Here is a 21,521-nt window from a genome sequence, read left to right on the forward strand (position 1 = left end):
CACAAGAAAACACTTAAAAACAGCTCTGTAAGTATATAAAAACTACTCGTTCTGGCATAGAACTGCACAAGTATCTATTACAAACACAATTAAAACAAACGAAAACAATGAAAATAAAACAACATCAAGGCACAGCTATTGCTAAGCAGTTGCTTGCTAAGTTGGGCTCGAAAATCAATGCTGTGGCATTGGTTGTGGCTCTGTTTGCATCTGCAATGCTCAATGCTCAAACGCAAAAGGTATATCCCACCTATTTCAAAGGTCACGACATTAGCGAGATTTTGGCTTCGTCTGACCCCGATATGAGGCAGATATATCTTTACAATGTGGGCTTAAAAAAGTTTATAATACCTGGCGGTGCATGGGGAACTTCGCTCGATTTGGGCGACACGGGCTTGGCTTTTCATATCGTGAAAGACAACTCATTGCCTCTCAATAACGATGCTTATTATCTCTATTCACGTGGTGTTTTGACCGAAGTGGGATCGGGTTTGGCTATGTATAAAGATGCTCCTGCGGCCAAACCACTTATGAATGTCGATAGAAATATCGACGATCCGCATGTAAAAGACCGCCCTCGCATCATGCTAAGAAAGATTCCTAACATCCACTCATGCACACATTTATGTGATGAGTGGCTATGAGAATGGGGAGCGAAAAAAGACTTTACGACGTGGAATGGAGCCTCTTATTGAATGGAAATATAGTCATGAATACTTTGCAGTGGCACGCAAAACGCCTACTGTAGACAATACTTATGTAGAATATTTAGACGACTTTGAGAAGGCGAAAGCATTGGGAGACTCGTTGGTTTTGTGGAAGATTGTGACCCTGAAAGACCTTAAAGCAATTGTAACCGATGTGTATAGAGCTAACCAAGAAACGGCTAATGTGAGCTATGTGATGAAAGATCCATGGGTGATGCGCTCGCAAATACGTCATCAAAACTGGAATATCACTCCTCAAAACGCTCTTTTTAATGATGTAAGCATTATCAATAGAGCGCAAACAGGAATGTTAGCACATGCCGAGTTTCAAGGAAAAGCAGGCAGAATGAGTCAAACTGTGACGGTAACTCACCCCGGTTGGTATCTCATTACGTGCGAAGGCTTTGTGTATAAGAGTGCTAATAGCGACATTAAAGCACAGCTTTTTGCCACAGATAACAGTCATCCTGACAAAGAAGGAGCAAGCCAATATCGTCCTCTTTACAGCGTTTCGTCGCTAAGCAACATGCCCGATTATTTAGAAAGAGGTCGTAAGTTCTATCGAGGAGAATATGGAAACAACTCGGTAATGATTTATGTTTATGGCGATAAGAGCGACAAGAACTTTAAAACAACTATCACTTTGGGTGTTGATGTCACTGGAAACAAGGTGCAACCAAGCGATGTTGTGGCGTTTGATGACTTCAAAATAGAATATACTGGCATTAATATGATTGTGTTAGATGAGGACAGAAGCGACAAAGAATATATCGAAAAGCAAGTGGCTCCCAACACTTCTCGTAACCTAATTATGCAGAGATCGTTGAAAGAAAACCAATGGAATAGTATTATTTTGCCCTTTGATTTAACGGGAGATCAAGTGGAAAAAGCTTTCGGTAGCAATGCAAAGGTATCTAAATTTAAGGGTCCAAGTGCAGTGAAAGAAACCTTGATCGAGTTTGAAAGCGTTGCTCTTGGTGCTGCAAACAAACACAATAAGGTGATTGAGGCTGGTAAACTATACCTCATCTACCCTGCAAAGACATTCGAAAATGCAACAGAAGAAAAGGTATTTACTGTGATTTCGCCTACAACAGGTAAGCAAGAAATATCGGTTACAGGCACTTATTTCACTATTCCAAACGTGAATTTAGATACTGCCCCATCAGCAGATAACATCGAAGAGCCTTACAAACACTCTACATTTGGTGCTACTTCATTGCGCTATCGTGGTACTTATGTGAACCATACCAATGCTATTATTCCTGCGAACTCATTCGTATTGAATAAAGATGGATACTGGTATCGCACCTCAAAGGCACATACCGTGAAGGGATTCCGTTGCTGGATTGAGCCAATTAACCCAACAGCTTCGGCTATCAAACGCTTGAACATCTCTATCGATGGGGTTATACTTAACGGCACAAGCGACACTGTTACAGGAATAGAAGAGTTGGAATTGAGCAATGATGCAAACAAAAACAGCAACATCTACGACGCTTATGGTCGTGTGATTGGTAACACTGCAGAAGGTTTAAGCAAAGACTTCAAGGGTGTTTTCATCATCAATGGAAAGAAATACGTAAAATAATAATTATCCTTTAATTGAATATTTACGTAAGTTCGGCAGTCCTTTATATTGGGCAAATACCTTAAAACACCTATCGATTCGGTAGTGACTATAGAACGATAGAACCATTTTGTATGATTTAAAGGATTGCTGAACGCCCTTATATTAAGGTGAGAACAAAAACAGTTCTCACCTTTTCTTATATCCCCCTCGCTCCTCTTTATTTATAAGGCTTGCCAAAGTGACTTGCAAAAACTATGCTTTTAGAGGCTAAAAGGATTGCTATTAGCGTGTAATAGCAGTGTTATTAAGATGCAAAAGCATTGACATAAGTTATTGAGGGTGATGAGGAAACAAAATAATATCTTTTTTATTCGGTGGCAATGTATCCCCAAAAATGATGAGCAATACCTAAAAGTAGGTAGGGATAAAATTACCCATTAATGAGTATTGCAAAACAAGTGCATAGCCATTATCTTTGCATCACATAACAAGTCATAATCTTTCAAACATAAAAGCCCTTTAAAAGGCGAGCTAAAAAAGAAGTGCGTGGGTGATTGATCAACACAATCGTCAATTGCAATAGATAAAAAGATGTTTCTTATTTTGTTATCGTTGTGTTATTGGAGAATGGCGAACAATTGCGCTACTGCACTTCTTTTATTTCAAAAAATCTTCGTTATCGAGAACCTAATCATTGGTTTTTATAAAAAATATACCAATTTTTAGGTATTGTATGTATTGTCAAATGTCTGTAAGTTTGCAGTCTAAAATTGAATAAAAAACTAACATTCAAAACGCAGATGAGAACAAGACGTATGGCACATTTAATGGCTCTTTTGGCCATTAGCACCACTATTAGTGCTCAGAATGTAACTACCGACAGTGTAGCACAACCAGAAAAGAAATCAAGACTCACGCTTGGTGGATATGGAGAAGCGGCTTTTAGCCGTCATTTTTACAGCGATAACCAATATCGTTACTCACGAAAAGATGCTCATAAGAATGCTCCAAGCAATGGACGTTTCGACATTCCGCATGCCGTTATCTATCTTGGTTACGACTTTGGAAAGGGCTGGAGCATGGGAACAGAAATCGAATTCGAACACACAGGCACTGGTTCTGCCATTGAAATAGAAACAGACGAGGGTGGAGAATACGAGCACGAAATTGAAAAAGGCGGTGAAGTTGAATTAGAACAGTTTTGGATTCAAAAGACATTCCGTCCTTGGGCTAACCTTAGAATCGGTCATATTATTGTTCCAGTAGGCCTAAATAACTCGCATCACGAGCCCCTTAACTTCTTTACAGTGTATCGTCCTGAAGGCGAAAGCACCATACTTCCAAGCACATGGCACGACACTGGCTTTAGCTTTTGGGGTAAAGTGAAGAACTGGAAGTATGAAGTTCAGATGATTGCAGGCCTCAATGCTCTTCAATTCTCACGCAACAAATGGGCGCATAACGCTGCAGGTTCGGCCTTTGAGTTTAAACCTGCCAACAAATATGGATTCGCATTGCGACTCGATAACTATTCTATCGATGGATTAAGACTTGGTTTAAGCGGTTATTATGGATTGGCAATGCACAACACTTATCCTAATGAAATGGAAGGAAAGGGTAAGATTAACGACAAAGTGCGTGGTAATGTGTTTATTGGTTCGATAGACTTTACCTATAAAAAATACAACTGGATTGTGCGAGGTCAAGCCGATTATGGAACCTTGAGCGGTGCAAGTGTTATCAGTAACATCAAAGCTAACACCCAAAAGCAATCTCCTTTCGATAAAACAGCAGTGGGAAAAGCCGCAACAGCCATTGGTATTGAAGCAGGATACGATGTCTTTTCTCAGATAGCTAAAATGAAAGCCGACAATCAAAAGCTATATATTTTTGGACGATACGACTTCTACGACTCTTATATTCACGATAAAAGCCAAAGCAATTACGATTATACCCGAGTTCGAAAAATCACCTTTGGCTTGAATTATTTACCCATTCCACAAGTGGTTCTCAAAGCTAATTTCGCCGAACGACTATTCCTTGGCAAGTATAATAACGAGCCAAGTATCAACATAGGCATTGCTTATCAAGGCTTCTTCCTTTAAAGTAGTGTCGTGAAAAGAAACAAATTGAAATTGAATCAAATAACTCTTTTAAGACAATGAAAAAGATTTTCAAGTATGCATTGTTGCTTGCTATAGCAGGAACAATGAGTTTTAGCTTCAGTTCTTGTAGTGAAAGCGATCCTAATTCGCCCACTAACGAAACCACAGAGGTGAACTTAGAGAAAGTAACTCAGCAGTATGTTAACGACGTAGTGTTTGTAACCTATTCTAAATTAGCCGACCAATCAGAGCAATTGTTCAATAAGTTAGAAGCTTTAAGAGCCAAACTTAACGCAGGACAAGCCGTTAATCAGTCTGAAATTGATGCCCTTTGTGATAACTATAAAGAGGCAAGAAAGATATGGGAAGCAAGCGAAGCGTTCCTCTATGGTGCTGCAGATGAGAAGAATATCGACCCACATATCGACACATGGCCATTGGATGTGGAAACCTTAGCCAAAGACTTAGAGAAAGATGAGAAGATCAATAAGTTGAATAAAACTTATGATTTAGTAACCGTTCGCAAAGAGATTACCGATAAAAACCTTGGTTTCCACGGAATAGAATTTGTGCTTTTCCGCAACGGAAAGAATCGTCCTGCATCGTTCTTCAATAACAACACCACCGAAGATTACGAGTTCTTTACAGGCAAGAACGTAACAGCTAAAGAAGAAGTGATTTATGCTTACAACGTAGCAGGTGACCTTCGAGACAAATGTTATCAGTTAGAAGTGGCGTGGTTAGGCGATAAAGCGAAGTCAGAACACATTGCTCGCATCAATGAATGTGCGAAGTTGATGGACGATTTCGGCACACGTACAGCCAAAGGACTATTCTATGGCCAAGATCTTTTATTGGCTGGAAGCAAGGATAGTCAACATGCTACATGGCAAAAGGTGATGGAAACGATCCTAGAAAAGGGCTGTTCAAACATCTGTGGCGAAGTTGCTGACCAAAAAATGGGTCAAGCTTACAGAGCAATTGATACCAATGGAACATCAACTCACAAAGATGAAGACACCGGAGAAGATGTTAATGACCGTGCAGATTGGATCGAATCGCCTTATAGCTACAATTCTTTCACCGACTTCTACGACAACATTATGAGTATTCAAAACAGTCTTTATGGTAATTATTACAAAGAAACTGCAGAGAAATACTCAATTATGAACTGGCTAACACTGCACAATGCCGACATGGCTAAACAGCTTCAAACTAAGCTAAGTGCTGCTCTTTCTGCCTTAGACGCTTGCAAGAAGAGTGGAAAAGCATTTGTTCAAGACCCTCACTCACACTATGTTAAAGAGGCAATGGATAAAGTTAGCGAGTTAGATGATTATCTTGGAGAGGTAAAAGACTGGATTCTTAAGAACTAATAGAATAGTAAGAGCTTTTTAATTGACTATTGTGTCGATGAGAAATAAATACTTGTCGGCACAATAGCCTTATTCAAAATAACACATTACATTATGAATAAGAAACAAATAAGCGCCCTACTTCTTGGCATGAGCCTTAGCACTTCGATGCTCATCTCATGTAGTGAAGATGCGCCTTCGGTTGAGAATGAACCCAAACAGGTTAACGATTATGCCTATGTAGGAAAGCAAGTGGGAAACTTTTCGGCTGATGAATGGTTGCCAGGAGGTGAACTTGGAACCACAATGAGCACCGAATACGAATTAGAAACACCAGCTATTGAAAAGTCAGACCTATCGAATGCATTTTTAGTTGGTGAGGCAATGTTCGAACATGACTTTATGGGTAACAGCTCAAATCCCATCTTTGGCGGTTTAGGTCCAGCCTATGTACGTTCGTCTTGCATACGATGTCACCCCAATTATGGACACGGACGCCGTGTAACAAGATTCGATTCAGATTTCAGAGGCAATGGTTATCTGCTCGTAGTGTACCATCCTGTAGACGGAAAGAATAGCAACGACGGTCCATTTGTTAGCGAACTAACAGGTATGCCACAAACAAAAGCCTCGTCACCATTCCTTCCTCCGGTTGATGAAAGAGGCATAAACATAGCTTGGCACAATGTAACTGAGATGGAAAGTGGCCTTCCTTTGCGCTTTCCCGATGGCGAATCGTATGAGTTAATCTATCCTGAAATAACGATAAACGATAACGCTTTCAACACAGATCCAAAGCCTTCGAATATCGCAGTGCGCTTAGAAAGCACCATTGGACTATACGGAACGGGCTTATTAGACGCCATTACAGAAACCGATATGCTTGAACAACACCGCAAAGAAGCTAAGTATGTTGAGCTAAACCCAGCGATGTGGGACAAGACAAACAACTATTGGGCAGGCGATAAAACCCTTAATAAGAGCAATGGAGCATGGTATAGATTGGCTGATGGCACCATGAAAATACGCAAGTTCACATACGGAATGACCAGAGCATCATTGCAAGACGGACCTGGAGCCAATGCAATGTGGAACATAACCAACGTTAGTCGTAGCGATCGTCCATTCCTCTACACCACCAGTGCGTGGGCTAATGCCATGTCGAAGAATAGCGATGTGATTGCAGCTATTAAGAAAAACCCTTCTTCTCCCTATTATGCTGACGGCACAGAGAGCGGTATTTCTGAAGCAGTGAAAACATTGTTAGACCCCAAAACCAACCAATTTACCAACTCGGTGCATCGTTTCAAACCCGAAATGACCGACAATAACTTCTGGCAATTTATGGTTTGGCATCGTGGTTTGGCTGTTCCAAGAGCACGAGACCTTAACAATAAAGACGTGCAACAAGGCAAAAAGCTATTTATGGAGATGGGTTGTGCCACCTGTCACCGCCCTAAATGGGTTACAGGAGACGACAAATATTGGGCACCAGCATATATTGTGAACAACAATTTGAGCCTACCCACCTACCCAAAACAAACCATCTATCCTTATACCGATATGGTTCAGCACCGCTTGTTTATGAAAAACGATATTCATAATTCATGGTGTCGCACCACACCTTTATGGGGAAGAGGATTAAGTGGCAAGAATACTGGAGCTGAAGATCGCCTTCACGACTGCCGTGCTCGCAACGAAATAGAAGCTATTATGTGGCATGCTTATAGCAAAAACAGCGATGCTTATCGCTCAGCAGAGAAGTTCTACCACCTCAAAAAGAAAGATCGTGATGCCGTGGTAAAATTCTTACGCTCAATATAAGCCTATCCACTGCGCTCGAAAAGCAGTGCTATTGCGTTATAAAAGCAATGACATTGCAGACTAAAAGCATTGTTATTGAAGGCTAATAGCAATCCTTTTATTTCGCAAGATAGATTTTGCCCTAAAACAATACAAGACAGATAGACCAGAAAGAGCGAAACACTTTGCTTTTGAAAGTCTATCTCTCTTGTTTTCTTTAACGAGATTTTCTTAGATAGAAAACGCAATCAGTAGATCCAAAAACATTATGATGAAGATATTCTTTCTTTTCCTTTATGCACTTGTTATTGTGATAATGGGTGCAGCAACCATCATCGAAAAATATAACGGCACCGACTTTGTGTCGCAACACATCTACACCAGTTGGTGGTTCATTGCGCTTTGGGCAGTGTTAGGCGTGTTGAGTGGCGTGGCATTGGTGAAGAATAAAAGAAAGAATGTAGTGATTATGACACTCCATGGCTCGTTTCTTGTCATTCTTTTAGGGGCATTTATAACCCATTGTTTTGCTCAAAAAGGAGTGATTTATTTAGAGAAAGGCAAGGCAACGAATGTGTTTGAGAGTGTAAACAACCATCAAGAGCAACAGAAATGCGTGTTGCCTTTTTATATTACGCTGAATAAATTTGAGACAAGTTTTCACGAAGGAACCGACTCAGAGAACGATTATACATCGTATATCACCATTACCGATGGAGATAAAACGCAGTCGATGCAAGTGTCGATGAACCATATTGCGCAATATAAGGGCGTGCGTTTGTATCAAACAGGATATAGCGAGGTGAGCAATGCCTCTGCTTTAACGGTGAATAGTGACCCCTATGGCATTGCTATTACTTATGTGGGCTATGGCATTTTGTTTGTTTCGCTCATTGCAATGCTCGTTCGTCGCAACGGAATGTTTCGTGCTTTACTTCGTAATCCGCTCTTAAAAAAGAATCTCTTTGTGTTCTTTCTGCTCCTCTGCCCTACTCTTTCGCTCAGCACCAAGGCGCAAAACACCATTCCAAAAGATTGTGCAAAGCAGTTAGGCGAGGTGTTGGTGTTGTATAATGGTAGAATATGTCCATTGCAGACACTTGCACTCGATCTCACAAAAAAGGTGTATGGGGCACGCTCTTATCATGGTCTTACGGCAGAACAGGTGCTTGCTGGCCTGATATTTTATGACGAAAAGTGGCGTGGTGAGCCTTTTATTCACGTCAAAAAACAAGAGATTCGCACCAAATTCTTTTTGCCCGAATATTGCACCATGAACGAGTTTTTTAACTATGATCAAGGTGGTTATATCTTAGGTCCTTATCTTCAACCCGACGATGGCACCCGAAAAGATGCCCTACATCAGCAAATTAATGATGTAGATGAAAAGATTATGCTGGTGATGCAGGTGCGACAAGGCAACCTGTTAAAGGTGTTTCCCGTGTCAATGAACGGCAAAATAAAGTGGTTTTCGCCTACCGAAGAACTGCCCAAAAGTCTCTCTCCTAATGTAAAAGAATATATCTCGCAAGCGTTTGACTTGCTCTTTCAATATACAAAAGAAAGCAACTGGGGTGCTTTTCGCCACGAATTGAATAAAATGATGGCTTTTCAACGCACGCAAGCAGCTCGTGTTTTGCCCACAGATACAGCCATCGAGGCAGAGAAAATATACAATATGGTGCCCTTTGCAACCATTCTTTTTATGGTGAACCTAACACTGGGCTTGTGCGCTTTGGCTCTACTCATTGTGCGACTCACCAAAAACTATTCGTTAAAAGAATTGCCACGCGGTTTTAAAGTGGTGGATAGTGCGCTATCGGTGTTGCTCTTTTTGTCGTTCTTGGCATTGACCTTGTGTTTAACTTTGCGCTGGATTGTGAGCGGAACAGTGCCTATGAGCAACGGATATGAAACGATGTTGATAGTGGCTTGGTTTGTGATGTTGGTGGCATTGATTACTTATCGCAAAGTGAATATCGTGAAGATGTTTGCCTTTTTGTTGTCGGGTTTCTTCTTGTTAGTGAGTCACATCGCCCAAATGGACCCACAAATCACTCATGTTATGCCTGTGCTCAATTCGCCATTGTTGGCCATTCACGTTAGTATTATCATGATGGGTTATGCTCTTCTCGCCTTTACTTTTGTTTGTTCGCTCACTTCTTTGGTCTTATATCTGCTTCATCGCCAGTCGACCGACGTGCAACAGCAAAACATTAAGGCTTTGCAAATGTTGTCGATGCTATTCCTTTTGCCTGCATTGGTGGCGCTTTGCTATGGCATTTTTATTGGAGCTATATGGGCAAACATATCTTGGGGGCAGTATTGGAGCTGGGATCCAAAAGAAACTTGGGCGCTTATTACGCTCATGGTCTATGCTGTTCCTGTGCATTTCTTCTATTCAAAGCATCAGCATGCGCCTCTCTTCTATCACATCTACATGCTTTTGGCCTTCTCAACTGTGCTGATGACCTACTTTGGAGTGAACTATTTTCTTGGTGGTATGCATAGCTATGCTTAGCAAATGGATAGAAAAAGACTTGCTTTGAGCATAAAAGCACTATCTTTGTAGAGTCAAAAACAATTTTAAAGAGATATAAGATAGACATGAAGAAGACATTTTTAATGTTGCTATTCGCCCTTGTTGGTGTTTCGGTGAAAGCGCAGTTAGGCACCATTGTGTCGTACAAAGACGGACAAGTGGAAGGTATAGACTCTTCGGGAGTAAAGGTATTTCGAGGCGTTCCCTTTGCTCAACCACCCGTAGGACAGCTCCGTTGGAAAGCACCTCAGCCCGTTATTCCTTGGAAAGGTGTGCTCAATGCAAAGCAGTTTGCACCCGATCCGATGCAACACAATGCCTATGGAGATATTGTTTTTAATGGACCTAAGCAAAGTGAAGATTGCTTATACTTGAATATATGGACTCCTGCGAAGACAAAGAAGGACAAATTGCCTGTGTTGATCTATTTCAATGGTGGCGGATTGGTGTGTGGAAGTGGATCGGAAGCACGCTATCAAGGTTTAACTTTGGCTCGTAGAGGCGGTATAATCGTTGTTACTGCCAACTATCGTGAAGGCATATTTGGATTCTTTTCGCATCCACTCTTAACCCAAGAGGGCAACTGCAATGGTAATCAAGGATGGTTAGACCAAGCCGAAGCCATTAAGTGGGTGCATCAAAATATTAGTGCTTTTGGCGGTGATCCTAACAAAATAACTATCAATGGCGAATCAGCCGGGGCGCAATCGGTGTGCGCTCAAACGGTATCTCCAATAGCAAAACATCTCATTGCGGGCTATATGTGCTCGAGTGGGGCTATTGTTTCGAACGCAACTCCTGTGACTTTAAAAGAAAGTGAGCGTTTGGGTGAAGAGTGGACTCGCAAGAATAGCTTGACAAGTCTTGAACAAATGAGAGCGCTTTCTGCACAACAATTAGAGCAATTGAACGACGGACGCTTTGGAGAACCTACCAAATGTATTGATGGTATCTTCTTAACTGAAGACCCAAACGTCACTATTCAAAAGGGAAAACAAGCACAGGTGCCTGCTCTTCTTGGTCATAATAATGCCGAGTTAACCATCTCTGCCTTCAATGGAGGAAAGGTTCCAACACTCGAAAACGTTGCTCCTTTTGTGCAACATTATTTTGGTGTGGACGCAAGTAAGGTCTATCCTCTTTACAATATCTATTCGGATGCAGACCTTCAAGGCCTTGCTGGGTACGAATTAGGTGGCGATTGCTTTATATCTTATGCCACATGGAAGTGGACAGACATGGTTGCTGGCTCGTCTAAGAAGTCGGTTTACCGATATGTTTATTGTCACCCACGTCCTAATATGATTTTAAAAGGCAAAGCACCAGGTCTTGCTGGGGGCACAGTTGACGTGAAAGAAGAAGACAAACCCAAAGCAATAGCACCTGGAGCGATACACTCTGCGGACATAGAATATGCGATGGGAAACCTCTCTACCAATACTTCTTTTCCCTGGAGTGCTAAAGATTATGCTGTATCGGAAATCTTTCAACAAATCTATATCAACTTTGTTAAATATGGAAACCCAAATGGTTTGGGCGTTCCTACATGGCAACCATATTCTAAAAACGATGAGGCTCCTGCTGTGATGTATATCGATTTGAAAACGGAACAACGCAAAGACAAGGCGGTGATGCATCGATATAGAACGATTGATCAATATATTTTGAAGAAAATGAAATAGGTGTTTTATTGCTTTCTGATTGTTTTACGGGTGCATTTGCATGGCTAAATAATAGGAAAGCATATCGAAAAAGCACTTGTTTGGGTGAATTTATAAAGAATAAAGGGCGAGAATGAGACGAAAGGTTTTGTTTTTGCCCTTTTATTTTGCGTCTGCGGGCAAATAAATAGTATTGCGAACGTTGGGTAGTTTGTGAACGTTTGAGGGCTGTAAGGGCGTTTATTGAGCTACACTTGAATTGCTTTCGAAGGTATATAAAGAAAAACATGCAGATACAATCACTTGCATCTGCATGTCAAAGAATAATGTTAACGTATGTCTTCTATTACAAAATTGTTATAGATGACATAACGATTGTTACAAAATCTAATAACATAATCTTTACCTTAATCTATCAAAAACTACTAACCTAATGAAAACTTATTGTAAGTATTCTCACGAATACGATGCAAAGTTATGAATAAAATTTGAATAAACATTCATGGAAAGTCGCTTTTTCGTCGTGTTTATATTATATTAACAAAAAGCAAATTGTTTTGATATTCCTATTTATTGTTGAATAATACCCTTGCTTTGGTGTGCTATGATACTTTCTTTTTCGCTGAAATTGTGGAGATGTGATGTGGCAAAAAGTGTGTGTATTGGGGCAATGGCGAATGGAATAGCGGCTGAAAGACGTTGTGTTGTTGGCTCGATGTTGTCGCACTTTCTGCCTGTTGTCTATTGGTTGGGGTGTATAATCATTCACTTTATTCACTTATTGCATTGTTCCTCGTCTGCTTTGTGTACATCTTTGGGATCGAAGGTGGGTGTAATATGTTTTTAATAGGTATATAAAAGGGAGAGTAGTTACTTTACTTAGATGAGGAACAGTGATATGGTATGTTTTAATAAGAATATAAAAGAAAAGGCAAAAGGCAGTTGTTGCACTTGCTTTGCGCCTTATAACGTTCGTCTTTTACCCCTTTTATTGAGTAAAAGTAATAGGTTTGCCCTCCCCTTCTTTAGTGTTCGAGACCGAGGTGCGATCAAAAAAAGCAATAAAAATTTTGTTATATCACAGAAAATGTATTACCTTTGCAACGCATTAAGCCCAGATGGCGGAATCGGTAGACGCGCTGGTCTCAAACACCAGTGGAGCAATCCGTCCCGGTTCGACCCCGGGTCTGGGTACTATAAATCCCTTGTAAGTCTTTGATTTACAAGGGATTTTTCTTTTTCAACATGTACTAAAAGTGTACTTTATAGCAGAAGTATAAGAAACGTGTACTAAGACTGTATTCTACATAGTTTATTTAGATTTAATTAACGATAATCATTTCCTTTTATTCTGTTTCCTTCCAATTATTGCTATTATCTGCTGGTGATGTGTTACCTTTGCAAATGTACTTACCTTATATTAAAAAAATATATGGAAGATAATAGACTTGAAATACAACTAACCAAGATACAAAGTTTCGTGGACCACTGCGTTATGCAAACTTTCAATATTCTCATTGGAAATGTCATGAGAAAAAAAGAATGTATAAGCTTAATACTTCTTAAAGAAATGTTGCAGAATGAGTTTTTGCAAATTACTAATAATCTATCCTCTATATACATGAAGTACCCAGCCCTTTCGTGTGTAGAAGAATCTTATAAAGAAAATAATTTCTTATGGGATAGCACTTTCTATGATTCATTGAATAAAGAGCAAAGGGTAAAGTATTCTAACTTTGATTTGGCTACGTTTGATTATAGTAAGTATATTGAGAATCACACTTTGTACGATGAAGAACTTCCGATGTTTTCATCGCTCATTGATGCAATTCTTTATGAACGCTATGCAAATTATCTAAAATGTGAGATTGGAAAGATAGAACTAAACGAAATCAAGAATCCTTTTCAACGTCATTCTACAATTGTCTATGATGACATCGAGCCAAGTCAGTTAAAAGAAAAACCTGTGATTGTTGGCAATGAAATCAATCCTTTCAAATCTGATTTTTCGGAAGAACAGATTGAAATACTAACTGATTGCATCAATGAAGTTAAACTTTTTACGACCAGTGTTTCACCAAAGATTACTAAACATTTATTTGATTGTAATCTGAAAGGAGTACTAAAATCAAACAATAACCGACTACTTACGTATCTCATGCAAAGTCTTAATCTTCGGGGATACGTTACTAATGAATGGCAGTCTACCATTGCACGCAGTAAACTCATATTGGGAAAAACCAAAGACACACCATTAACACGAACTGACCTATCCACTGCAACAGATCAAATCAACATGAAGCAGCCGAAAGGATGGGAAATCATAGATAAATACATCAAACAACTGAAAAAAGATTGAGCATAGGTTGATACGTCAAACATTGCTCAATTCCAGTTCCTTTTATCGTTTCTAATTTTACTCTCGTTAACAGCAACGAGGGTGCGCACCCTCTATCGTTTTACCTAACAAATAAAAAATATGGAAAAGACCATAGAGGAACGAGTTTATGAACTCGAACAACTTCTCTTTACAAACAAAAATGTGCTTAGCTTTGATGAAGCAAGCAAGTTTCTTAACCTCTCAAAGAGTTATCTCTACAAGCTCACATCGGGCAATCTGATTCCTCATTATAAGCCACAAGGTAAGATGCTTTATTTTGAGAAAGCAGAACTCGAAGCATGGCTGCGTCAGAATCCTATCAAGACTTCTGCGCAAATAGCCCAAGAAGCACAGAGATATATTATGGGTAGCAAACCTTTAATGCAGAAGTAAGGCTATGGAAAACGAGAACTTTATTCGTGTTGGCACAACCTTGTATAAGATTGTGAACCAACCTCGCATCAGTGGCGGTTTTGTAAAGAAGCGTATAGTATGGAATAATGAAACGCTACGCCAGGACTATGGCAAGGACTTCATTGCCACCGTCCCAAAGTACGATGGTTTCTGCACTGTTCCTAATCATGTCAACTACCAACCAGTGGTTGATAAGTTCCTAAATCTCTATGAGCCGATAGGACACCAACCAAAAGAAGGAGAGTTTCCGCACGTTGAATCCCTGATAAGACACATCTTCGGGGAACAATACGAGCTGGGCATGGATTACTTGCAATTGCTCTATCTCCAACCCGTGCAGAAACTCCCCATTCTCTTGATGGTATCAGAAGAACGCAATACAGGTAAGAGTACGTTCCTTAACTTTCTCAAAGCTGTTTTCCAAAACAATGTAACGTTCAATACCAACGAGGATTTTCGCAGTCAGTTTAACGCAGACTGGGCAGGTAAACTGCTTATTGTGGTGGATGAAGTATTGCTTAACCGTAGAGAAGATAGTGAAAGATTGAAAAACCTTAGCACAACACTTTCCTATAAGGTGGAAGCCAAGGGCAAAGACCGAGATGAAATCTCCTTCTTTGCCAAGTTCGTGCTGTGTTCCAATAACGAGTTGCTCCCTGTCATTATAGACATAGGAGAAACCCGATATTGGGTAAGGAAGATAAATCGTCTGGAGGGTGACGATACAGAGTTTCTTCAGAAATTGAAAGCAGAGATACCTGCCTTTCTTTATTTTCTTCAGCATCGCACGCTGTCTACCCAAAAGGAAAGCCGTATGTGGTTTGCACCCAAGCTGACTTTTACACCAGCCTTGCAACGCATTATCCGTAATAACAGAAACAAGCTGGAACTAGAAATGTCAGAGTTGTGTCTTGACATCATGGAAACAAACAATGTCGAGGAAGTCTCTTTCTGTATCAATGATATGATGCCTCTTTTAAGTAACACACAATGTAGGTATGACAAGGGGCAGATAAGGAGAGTTGTACAGGATATCTGGAAGCTCACACCTGTGTCCAATACGCTGACCTACACTACGTATCAACTTAGTTACAACACCCTGCAATATTACTCTCCTATTCGAAGGACAGGAAGGTTTTATACAATCACCAAGGAGCAACTCAAGAGTTTATAAAAACATTATACCCATTATTTTGATGAAATGATGAATAGATTATATAAAGCTTTCAGTACAAGTCGTTTACGTTCTCATCTTTTATTCATCGTGGATATTCTGCTGATGAAAAAAGAAAAGGATGATATTCTTCTTTTCGTCAGCAATTCTATTTTGAAGAATAGTATGATGAGGGCATGATGAGTTCTCAACTATCTGATAACCATATAGATAAAATCAAATTCATCAAATCATCAAATTTTTCATCACTTTAACTTCCATATAATTATGAATATTGACCAAATAAAAAAGATAAAGTTGCAGGAATTTCTTGCAACAATAGACTGCAAACCCGTAAAACAGTATGGTGTGAACCTCATGTACCTATCACCACTTAGAACGGAGAAGCACGCATCGTTTAAGGTAAATACCGAACTTAATCTATGGTACGATTTCGGTATTGGCAGAGGTGGTAACATCATTGACCTTGCAGAATTGCTCTACAACTCTTCGGATGTGTCGTATCTCATTCGTCAGATAGAGCGTAATGCACCAAGCGGTGTATCGGTAAGTCTACCTAAAGCTAAGCCGAATACACCGCAGAACTCCTTTGAAAATCTTCAGGTACTTTCCATAGCCCATCCTGCGCTTATCAAATATCTTGGGGAAAGATGTATAGACATTGAAATAGCAAGAACTGTATGTAAGGAACTGCACTTTGATACAAGGGGCAAACATTACTTTGGTATTGGCTTTCCAAATATTGCAGGTGGCTACGAAATACGTAACCCGTTTTTCAAAGGAGGTATCACGCCAAAAGACATCAGTCTATTTCATAATGAGGAATCAAAGCAATCGTGTTTTGTCTTTGAGGGGTTCATAGACTTTCTTTCATTTATGATGCTCCAAAGAAAAGAGAATGACGGACTAAAACGACAAGATTATTTGGTACTCAACTCTGTCTCAAATATCCAGAAGGCATTAGAACCATTATCACATTATGAGAATGTTCAATGTTTTTTGGACAATGATGAAGCAGGAAGAAATGCCTATCTGCGATTATCGAAGGAATTTGGGAATTTAGTTACAGATGCTTCAACTTTATACAGTGGTTTCAAGGACTTAAACGAGTATCTTTGTGCTGAATCCAAGCATTCTGAGAAAACAGAAAATAAGAAAATCAGAGGGATTAATCTATGATTGAAGGATTTGCTTTGCATAATCTATTTTTCGGGGGAGCAAGTTTATGTTTTGGGCATACCAAAACCACTTGCTCCACCTCCTGACAGTCGTTGCAGAGGATTATCCCGATGGTCTCCATCAAATCAAATAAAATAAAAGAAACAAGTATGATAAAAACAGAATATAAAAAAGGTGGTCGCCCAACCAAGGGCGCAGCCGAAAAGAAGAAATACCGTATCACGGTAAAACTGAATACGCAGGATTATTATACGCTCAAAGGCAAAGCCAAGAGCGCAGGAATATCCATGAGTGAGTTTGTAAGAAAACTTCTATATAATGGAAATATAATTGAACGCCTTACGGTTGAGCAGGCAGATTTCATTCGCAAGCTGTGTGGAATGGCAAACAACCTCAACCAGTTAGCACATCGTGCCAATGCGGAAGGGTTCCATACCGTTACTCCTTTTCACAAAATCATTATTGGCAAGATTGACGAAATTCTAAATCTAATACGAAGATGATTGCAAAGATAGTGAAAGGTTCGGACTTCAGGGGTGTCATCAATTACATCCTTGACCCGAAGAAAGGGACGGAGCTAATAGACAGTACTGGAGTAAGAACAGACAGTATTAGCCATATTGTCCAAAGTTTCATCGACCAAGCAGAACTAAATCCACGAGTGGGTAAGGTTGTTGGCCATATCTCCCTGAGTTTCTCCGCACAGGACACGCCCAAACTCAGCAATGAATGGATGGCGCAGATAGCTCGTGAATATATGGATAAGATGGGGATAAAAGACACGCAATATATCATCGGTCGCCACTTCGACAAGGAACATCCGCACATTCATATTGCTTTCAATCGGATAGATAACAACGGCAAGACCATCTCTGACCGTAACGACAGATTCAGAAGTGAGAAGATTTGCAAAGAACTGACTGCCAAATACAGTTTATACTTCGCTACAGGTAAAGAGCAAGTCAAGGAATATCGTTTGAAAGAACCCGACAAGACCAAGAATGAAATCTATCAGTCATTGAAAGCAGAAATAGCCCGGTGCAGAGATTGGAAAAACTTGCTTGTTCACTTAAAAAAGCAAGATATTGATGTCCGCTTCAAGTACAAAAGCAACTCACAGGAGGTGCAGGGAATTATCTTTGAAAAGAATGGCTATCATTTCAATGGCTCTAAGGTGGACAGAAATTTCAGTTATTCCAAGATAGACTTTGCCTTGCAACAGAATAACAGGGAACACGAACAGCAGACACAAGGAATGATAAATCTCATATCCAATGTTGCAAGTGTTACGAGCGAAATTACCAACGACCTCATCGAAGGAGGATTGGGATTGTTCCAAACTCATGGTACTGTTCCTGCGGAAGTTTACAACACTCTTGACAAAAAGAAGAAAAAGAAAAAACGTAAAATACATTTATAACTATGGCTGACAATAATACATTTGTCCTCTTTGAGGAAATTAAAAATAAGCTGGAGACAATTTACAGGGAGCTAAAGGAGTTGAAAGAAAAGGAGAATGGTTCTGTTTCCCTCCCTGTTCAATCTACACTAGCACAAAGTGATGAGCAACAGGAATTGCTCAATCAGTATGAACAGCGAACAAAAGAAGTGATTAACAAGTATATTGGTGTGCAAGTGCGCATCAAGGACGAGGAGGCTAAATCCATGGACAAATTGGTGTCAAGCGTCTTGACCATGTTGCACGAGTGGCAGGAGAATAAAGAGCATCCAATACCGCAGGAACATATTCACAGGCACAGCTTTGATATCAAATCGTCAAGAGTCTTTACTACTGTGGTGGCTGTGTCTATCATCTGTTTTATTTCTTTGGTCGGTAACTACTTCTTGTGGCAAAGCAAACAGCAAAACAAAGATGATGCCTTGAAATTTCGTATCATTAGAGTATGGAGAGGTTGTAGCCCTAAGGAAATCCTATGGCTTAACGATGTATTTGACATTCATCGTAATGAAAAGATTATCAAACTAATCAAGGAAAAAGCAGATGATTACGACATGGAATTGAAGCAAAAGGCGGATAGCCTGATGCAAAGAAAATTGAAGTAACTCTATACGGAATAAGCCCAACCAAACGTGGGGTGCTTGGTTGGGCTTGTGCGCTGCATCTTAGTCTATGATTTCCCAAAAGCCACCATTATCTGGTCCAACACGGCGGAGGTACTTATTACGCATATATTCGATGTTACGCATGATGGAGGTGAAACTAATTCCTACAGCAGCAAGTTCCATCTTGGTAATATAATGATTTTCAGCTATTAATTGTAAGATGGAAATACGATTTAATGTTAATTTATCACCATTTTCTAATGCCTTGGCTACCCACTTTCACCACTATAACCTTTCGTTTATCAGTTATCTTGGATTGCTTATCAGTCACCCTATCAGATACCTTTGATTGGTTATCAGTAACTTTTTCAGATACTCTTAAGTAGTAAATTCTCCCTTCTTTACTTATTGCATATCAGTGGAGAGATATAATGGCTAATTCTTCCGATACGCCCCATTATGAGAATGTGCCGTTTGAGGTGCCAGAAAACTGGGAGTGGACTACATTAGGAGAAATTGGAACATGGCAATCTGGGGCGACTCCCAGTCGTTTGAGAAAGGATTATTATGGTGGCAACATCCCATGGCTAAAGACGGGTGACTTAAACGATGGATTGATTACGGATATACCTGAATTTATAACTCAAAAGGCATTAGATGAGACTTCTGTTAAGTTAAATCCCATAGGTAGTATTCTTATAGCTATGTATGGAGCTACGATAGGAAAGATTGGTATACTTACATTCCCTGCAACAACAAATCAGGCTTGCTGTGCCTGTAGTGACTATAAGATAGAGCAAATGTATTTATTCTATTTCTTACTTGCAAATAAAAAGGTATTTATAGCTATGGGAGGTGGTGGCGCACAACCTAATATATCAAAGGAGAAAATTGCAGTCACCTTTATGCCTCTCCCACCACTTACCGAACAGCAACGTATCGTTGTAGAAATTGAACGCTGGTTCAAACTCATTGATGCCATTGACCAGAGCAAAGCGGACTTACAAACCACTATCACGCAGACGAAAAGTAAAATCCTCGACCTTGCCATCCATGGCAAACTCGTACCACAAGACCCGAATGATGAGCCTGCATCGGAATTGCTCAAGCGCATCAATCCCAAGGCTGAAATTACTTGTGATAACGAGCATAGTAGGAAGTTACCCTATAATTGGTGTTTATGTAATCTTGGAGATGTTTGTATGCTTGAGAATGGCTTTGCATTCAGTAGCGACCAATATAAAGCAAAAGGAATACCATTGATTAGAATATCAAACATCAAAGACAATGAAATTTCACTATCTTCTTGTGTCTTTATAAATGAAGGATATGAAGAAAAATATATCGTTCATAGTGGGGATTTACTGATAGCAATGTCTGGTGCAACAACTGGGAAAATGGGCATATATAATCAAAAATATGTTGCTTATTTAAATCAGCGCGTTGGTAATATTAAGATTGTGGATTCTAATTTGCTTTTTGACAAGTATAGAAATTATTTCCTCTTTTCTCAAAAAAATAAAATTTTAGAATTAGCATATGGGGGAGCGCAGCCTAATATAAGCGGCAAAGTCATTAACTCTTTATTTGTTCCTCTTCCTCCCATCGCCGAACAAAAGCGCATTGTGCAAAAGATAGAGGTGCTATTTTCAATTATTGATACTGTTGAACAAGCTTTGCAAGCATAGCCTTATTGGGCTACGCTTGCAAAACAATTACCAGTTTACAACTTTATCCACTATCTTCTGTTGCTCATTCGTTGTCCTGCGTAGATAGATGCGAGTGGTCTCTATGCTTTCATGCCCCATAAGGTCGGCTAATAGCGCAAGGTCATTGAAACGGTCGAGGAAATTCTTTGCAAAGCGGTGGCGGAAAGAATGTGGATAAACCACATCACGATTGATGCCATACTTTTCAGCAAAATGTTTAAGCTGTTGGGCAATACCACGTGTTGTAATTCGATTGCCAAAGCGATTGAGGAATATATACCCCGAACTTAATCCCCTTTCTTTAATCCACTTATTTGCTTCTGTCCGTAAATTCTTAGGAATATACAAACGCCTTATTTTGCCACCTTTACTATAAAGATCGAGATACCCTACTTGTACATGCTCTGCTTTAATTTGTAACAATTCACTGACACGTGCGCCCGTTGCTGCCATAAACCATATCGTGAAGTACCACTCATCAAAGCCATCAGCCTTTAGTTTGGTCTTCAAGAACTTGTAGTCGGCATCACTTATCACATTTTCCAAGAAGTTCTTTTGCTGTACCTTAACAAACTTCACTTTTAGTTTCTCCTGCTTTGAGTATTCCAAAAATTTATTGATTGCCTGCAAACGTAAATTAACAGTCTGAGGCTTAAAATTCTCAACAAGGAATCCTTTGTATGCTAAAAGGTTCTTTTTATTCACTTCCTTGTAATGTTCAAAGAAGTAGTTCACTGTCCACACATACGATGTGATGGTGTTTGGTGCCAAGTTGGTCTTGGCAAGATGTTTCTGAAATGTTGTTACCATATTACATTGATTTATAATGAATAAAGTAACAATATAATAAAGCAT

General features: G+C 39.8%; 17 protein-coding genes and 1 tRNA gene. 16 read left to right on the forward strand and 2 right to left on the reverse strand.

What is annotated here, in order from left to right; genetic code table 11:
* Positions 1 to 107: 107 nt before the first annotated feature.
* From A3GM_RS0105060 to A3GM_RS0105130, 15 genes are all read left to right on the forward strand, one after another.
* The gene (locus tag A3GM_RS0105060; protein ID WP_025829796.1) at positions 108 to 644 is read left to right on the forward strand and encodes a hypothetical protein; all 537 of its coding nucleotides are present in this window, start codon (positions 108 to 110) and stop codon (positions 642 to 644) included.
* A complete protein-coding gene (locus A3GM_RS0105065; protein WP_026216130.1) occupies positions 631 to 2,298 on the forward strand; it encodes a hypothetical protein in 1,668 nt (555 codons plus the stop codon). The genes A3GM_RS0105060 and A3GM_RS0105065 overlap by 14 nt, the downstream gene beginning before the upstream one ends.
* A gap of 782 nt (positions 2,299 to 3,080) precedes the next feature.
* Complete coding sequence (locus A3GM_RS0105070) at positions 3,081 to 4,385, forward strand: hypothetical protein (protein ID WP_018362313.1); 1,305 nt, start codon at positions 3,081 to 3,083, stop codon at positions 4,383 to 4,385.
* A gap of 56 nt (positions 4,386 to 4,441) precedes the next feature.
* Positions 4,442 to 5,761 (forward strand): imelysin family protein, encoded by a 1,320-nt coding sequence (locus tag A3GM_RS0105075; RefSeq protein WP_018362314.1) that lies wholly within the window; start codon positions 4,442 to 4,444, stop codon positions 5,759 to 5,761.
* Positions 5,762 to 5,854: 93 nt separating this feature from the next.
* Positions 5,855 to 7,564 carry a di-heme oxidoredictase family protein gene (locus A3GM_RS0105080; protein WP_018362315.1) on the forward strand — a complete coding sequence of 570 codons (1,710 nt, stop codon included), beginning with the start codon at positions 5,855 to 5,857 and terminating at the stop codon, positions 7,562 to 7,564.
* A 247-nt stretch (positions 7,565 to 7,811) separates the two neighbouring features.
* Positions 7,812 to 10,064, forward strand: coding sequence for a cytochrome c biogenesis protein CcsA (locus A3GM_RS0105085; RefSeq protein WP_018362316.1), 2,253 nt, complete (start codon positions 7,812 to 7,814; stop codon positions 10,062 to 10,064).
* An 86-nt stretch (positions 10,065 to 10,150) separates the two neighbouring features.
* Positions 10,151 to 11,767: a carboxylesterase/lipase family protein gene (locus tag A3GM_RS0105090; RefSeq protein ID WP_018362317.1), complete on the forward strand. Its 1,617-nt coding sequence runs from the start codon at positions 10,151 to 10,153 to the stop codon at positions 11,765 to 11,767.
* Between the two features lie 1,091 nt (positions 11,768 to 12,858).
* Positions 12,859 to 12,940 (forward strand) — tRNA-Leu (locus A3GM_RS0105095).
* A gap of 238 nt (positions 12,941 to 13,178) precedes the next feature.
* Entirely contained in the window at positions 13,179 to 14,105 is a 927-nt protein-coding gene (locus tag A3GM_RS0105100; RefSeq protein ID WP_018362318.1) for a hypothetical protein, read from the forward strand.
* A 120-nt stretch (positions 14,106 to 14,225) separates the two neighbouring features.
* A complete protein-coding gene (locus A3GM_RS0105105) occupies positions 14,226 to 14,519 on the forward strand; it encodes a helix-turn-helix domain-containing protein (RefSeq protein ID WP_004344933.1) in 294 nt (97 codons plus the stop codon).
* A gap of 4 nt (positions 14,520 to 14,523) precedes the next feature.
* The gene (locus A3GM_RS0105110) at positions 14,524 to 15,714 is read left to right on the forward strand and encodes a primase-helicase family protein (protein WP_018362319.1); all 1,191 of its coding nucleotides are present in this window, start codon (positions 14,524 to 14,526) and stop codon (positions 15,712 to 15,714) included.
* A gap of 267 nt (positions 15,715 to 15,981) precedes the next feature.
* Entirely contained in the window at positions 15,982 to 16,893 is a 912-nt protein-coding gene (locus A3GM_RS0105115) for a toprim domain-containing protein (protein ID WP_018362321.1), read from the forward strand.
* A 149-nt stretch (positions 16,894 to 17,042) separates the two neighbouring features.
* Positions 17,043 to 17,396 carry a plasmid mobilization protein gene (locus A3GM_RS0105120; RefSeq protein WP_018362322.1) on the forward strand — a complete coding sequence of 118 codons (354 nt, stop codon included), beginning with the start codon at positions 17,043 to 17,045 and terminating at the stop codon, positions 17,394 to 17,396.
* Complete coding sequence (locus tag A3GM_RS0105125; protein ID WP_018362323.1) at positions 17,393 to 18,313, forward strand: relaxase/mobilization nuclease domain-containing protein; 921 nt, start codon at positions 17,393 to 17,395, stop codon at positions 18,311 to 18,313. The genes A3GM_RS0105120 and A3GM_RS0105125 overlap by 4 nt, the downstream gene beginning before the upstream one ends.
* Before the next feature lie 2 nt (positions 18,314 to 18,315).
* Positions 18,316 to 18,957: a hypothetical protein gene (locus tag A3GM_RS0105130; RefSeq protein ID WP_018362324.1), complete on the forward strand. Its 642-nt coding sequence runs from the start codon at positions 18,316 to 18,318 to the stop codon at positions 18,955 to 18,957.
* Positions 18,958 to 19,017: 60 nt separating this feature from the next.
* Here A3GM_RS0105130 and A3GM_RS11835 read toward each other — a convergent pair whose 3' ends face one another.
* Positions 19,018 to 19,140: a hypothetical protein gene (locus tag A3GM_RS11835; protein ID WP_018362325.1), complete on the reverse strand. Its 123-nt coding sequence runs from the start codon at positions 19,138 to 19,140 to the stop codon at positions 19,018 to 19,020.
* Positions 19,141 to 19,388: 248 nt separating this feature from the next.
* On the opposite strand from A3GM_RS11835, the gene A3GM_RS0105140 reads away from it, so the two are divergent.
* Positions 19,389 to 20,645: a restriction endonuclease subunit S gene (locus A3GM_RS0105140; protein WP_018362326.1), complete on the forward strand. Its 1,257-nt coding sequence runs from the start codon at positions 19,389 to 19,391 to the stop codon at positions 20,643 to 20,645.
* 27 nt (positions 20,646 to 20,672) lie between these two features.
* On the opposite strand, the gene A3GM_RS0105145 is transcribed toward A3GM_RS0105140, so the two are convergent.
* Positions 20,673 to 21,476 carry a tyrosine-type recombinase/integrase gene (locus A3GM_RS0105145; RefSeq protein WP_018362327.1) on the reverse strand — a complete coding sequence of 268 codons (804 nt, stop codon included), beginning with the start codon at positions 21,474 to 21,476 and terminating at the stop codon, positions 20,673 to 20,675.
* Between the last annotated feature and the right edge of the window lie 45 nt (positions 21,477 to 21,521).

It is taken from the genome of Hoylesella nanceiensis DSM 19126 = JCM 15639, from assembly GCF_000379965.1.
In the GTDB taxonomy this organism is placed as follows: domain Bacteria; phylum Bacteroidota; class Bacteroidia; order Bacteroidales; family Bacteroidaceae; genus Prevotella; species Prevotella nanceiensis.

Coding starts and splice junctions, on each gene's coding strand:
- A3GM_RS0105060 (WP_025829796.1), top strand. CDS start 108: ATGAAAATAAAACAACATCAAGGCACAGCTATTGCTAAGCAGTTGCTT.
- A3GM_RS0105065 (WP_026216130.1), top strand. CDS start 631: ATGAGTGGCTATGAGAATGGGGAGCGAAAAAAGACTTTACGACGTGGA.
- A3GM_RS0105070 (WP_018362313.1), top strand. CDS start 3,081: ATGAGAACAAGACGTATGGCACATTTAATGGCTCTTTTGGCCATTAGC.
- A3GM_RS0105075 (WP_018362314.1), top strand. CDS start 4,442: ATGAAAAAGATTTTCAAGTATGCATTGTTGCTTGCTATAGCAGGAACA.
- A3GM_RS0105080 (WP_018362315.1), top strand. CDS start 5,855: ATGAATAAGAAACAAATAAGCGCCCTACTTCTTGGCATGAGCCTTAGC.
- A3GM_RS0105085 (WP_018362316.1), top strand. CDS start 7,812: ATGATGAAGATATTCTTTCTTTTCCTTTATGCACTTGTTATTGTGATA.
- A3GM_RS0105090 (WP_018362317.1), top strand. CDS start 10,151: ATGAAGAAGACATTTTTAATGTTGCTATTCGCCCTTGTTGGTGTTTCG.
- A3GM_RS0105100 (WP_018362318.1), top strand. CDS start 13,179: ATGGAAGATAATAGACTTGAAATACAACTAACCAAGATACAAAGTTTC.
- A3GM_RS0105105 (WP_004344933.1), top strand. CDS start 14,226: ATGGAAAAGACCATAGAGGAACGAGTTTATGAACTCGAACAACTTCTC.
- A3GM_RS0105110 (WP_018362319.1), top strand. CDS start 14,524: ATGGAAAACGAGAACTTTATTCGTGTTGGCACAACCTTGTATAAGATT.
- A3GM_RS0105115 (WP_018362321.1), top strand. CDS start 15,982: ATGAATATTGACCAAATAAAAAAGATAAAGTTGCAGGAATTTCTTGCA.
- A3GM_RS0105120 (WP_018362322.1), top strand. CDS start 17,043: ATGATAAAAACAGAATATAAAAAAGGTGGTCGCCCAACCAAGGGCGCA.
- A3GM_RS0105125 (WP_018362323.1), top strand. CDS start 17,393: ATGATTGCAAAGATAGTGAAAGGTTCGGACTTCAGGGGTGTCATCAAT.
- A3GM_RS0105130 (WP_018362324.1), top strand. CDS start 18,316: ATGGCTGACAATAATACATTTGTCCTCTTTGAGGAAATTAAAAATAAG.
- A3GM_RS11835 (WP_018362325.1), bottom strand. CDS start 19,140: ATGGAACTTGCTGCTGTAGGAATTAGTTTCACCTCCATCATGCGTAAC.
- A3GM_RS0105140 (WP_018362326.1), top strand. CDS start 19,389: ATGGCTAATTCTTCCGATACGCCCCATTATGAGAATGTGCCGTTTGAG.
- A3GM_RS0105145 (WP_018362327.1), bottom strand. CDS start 21,476: ATGGTAACAACATTTCAGAAACATCTTGCCAAGACCAACTTGGCACCA.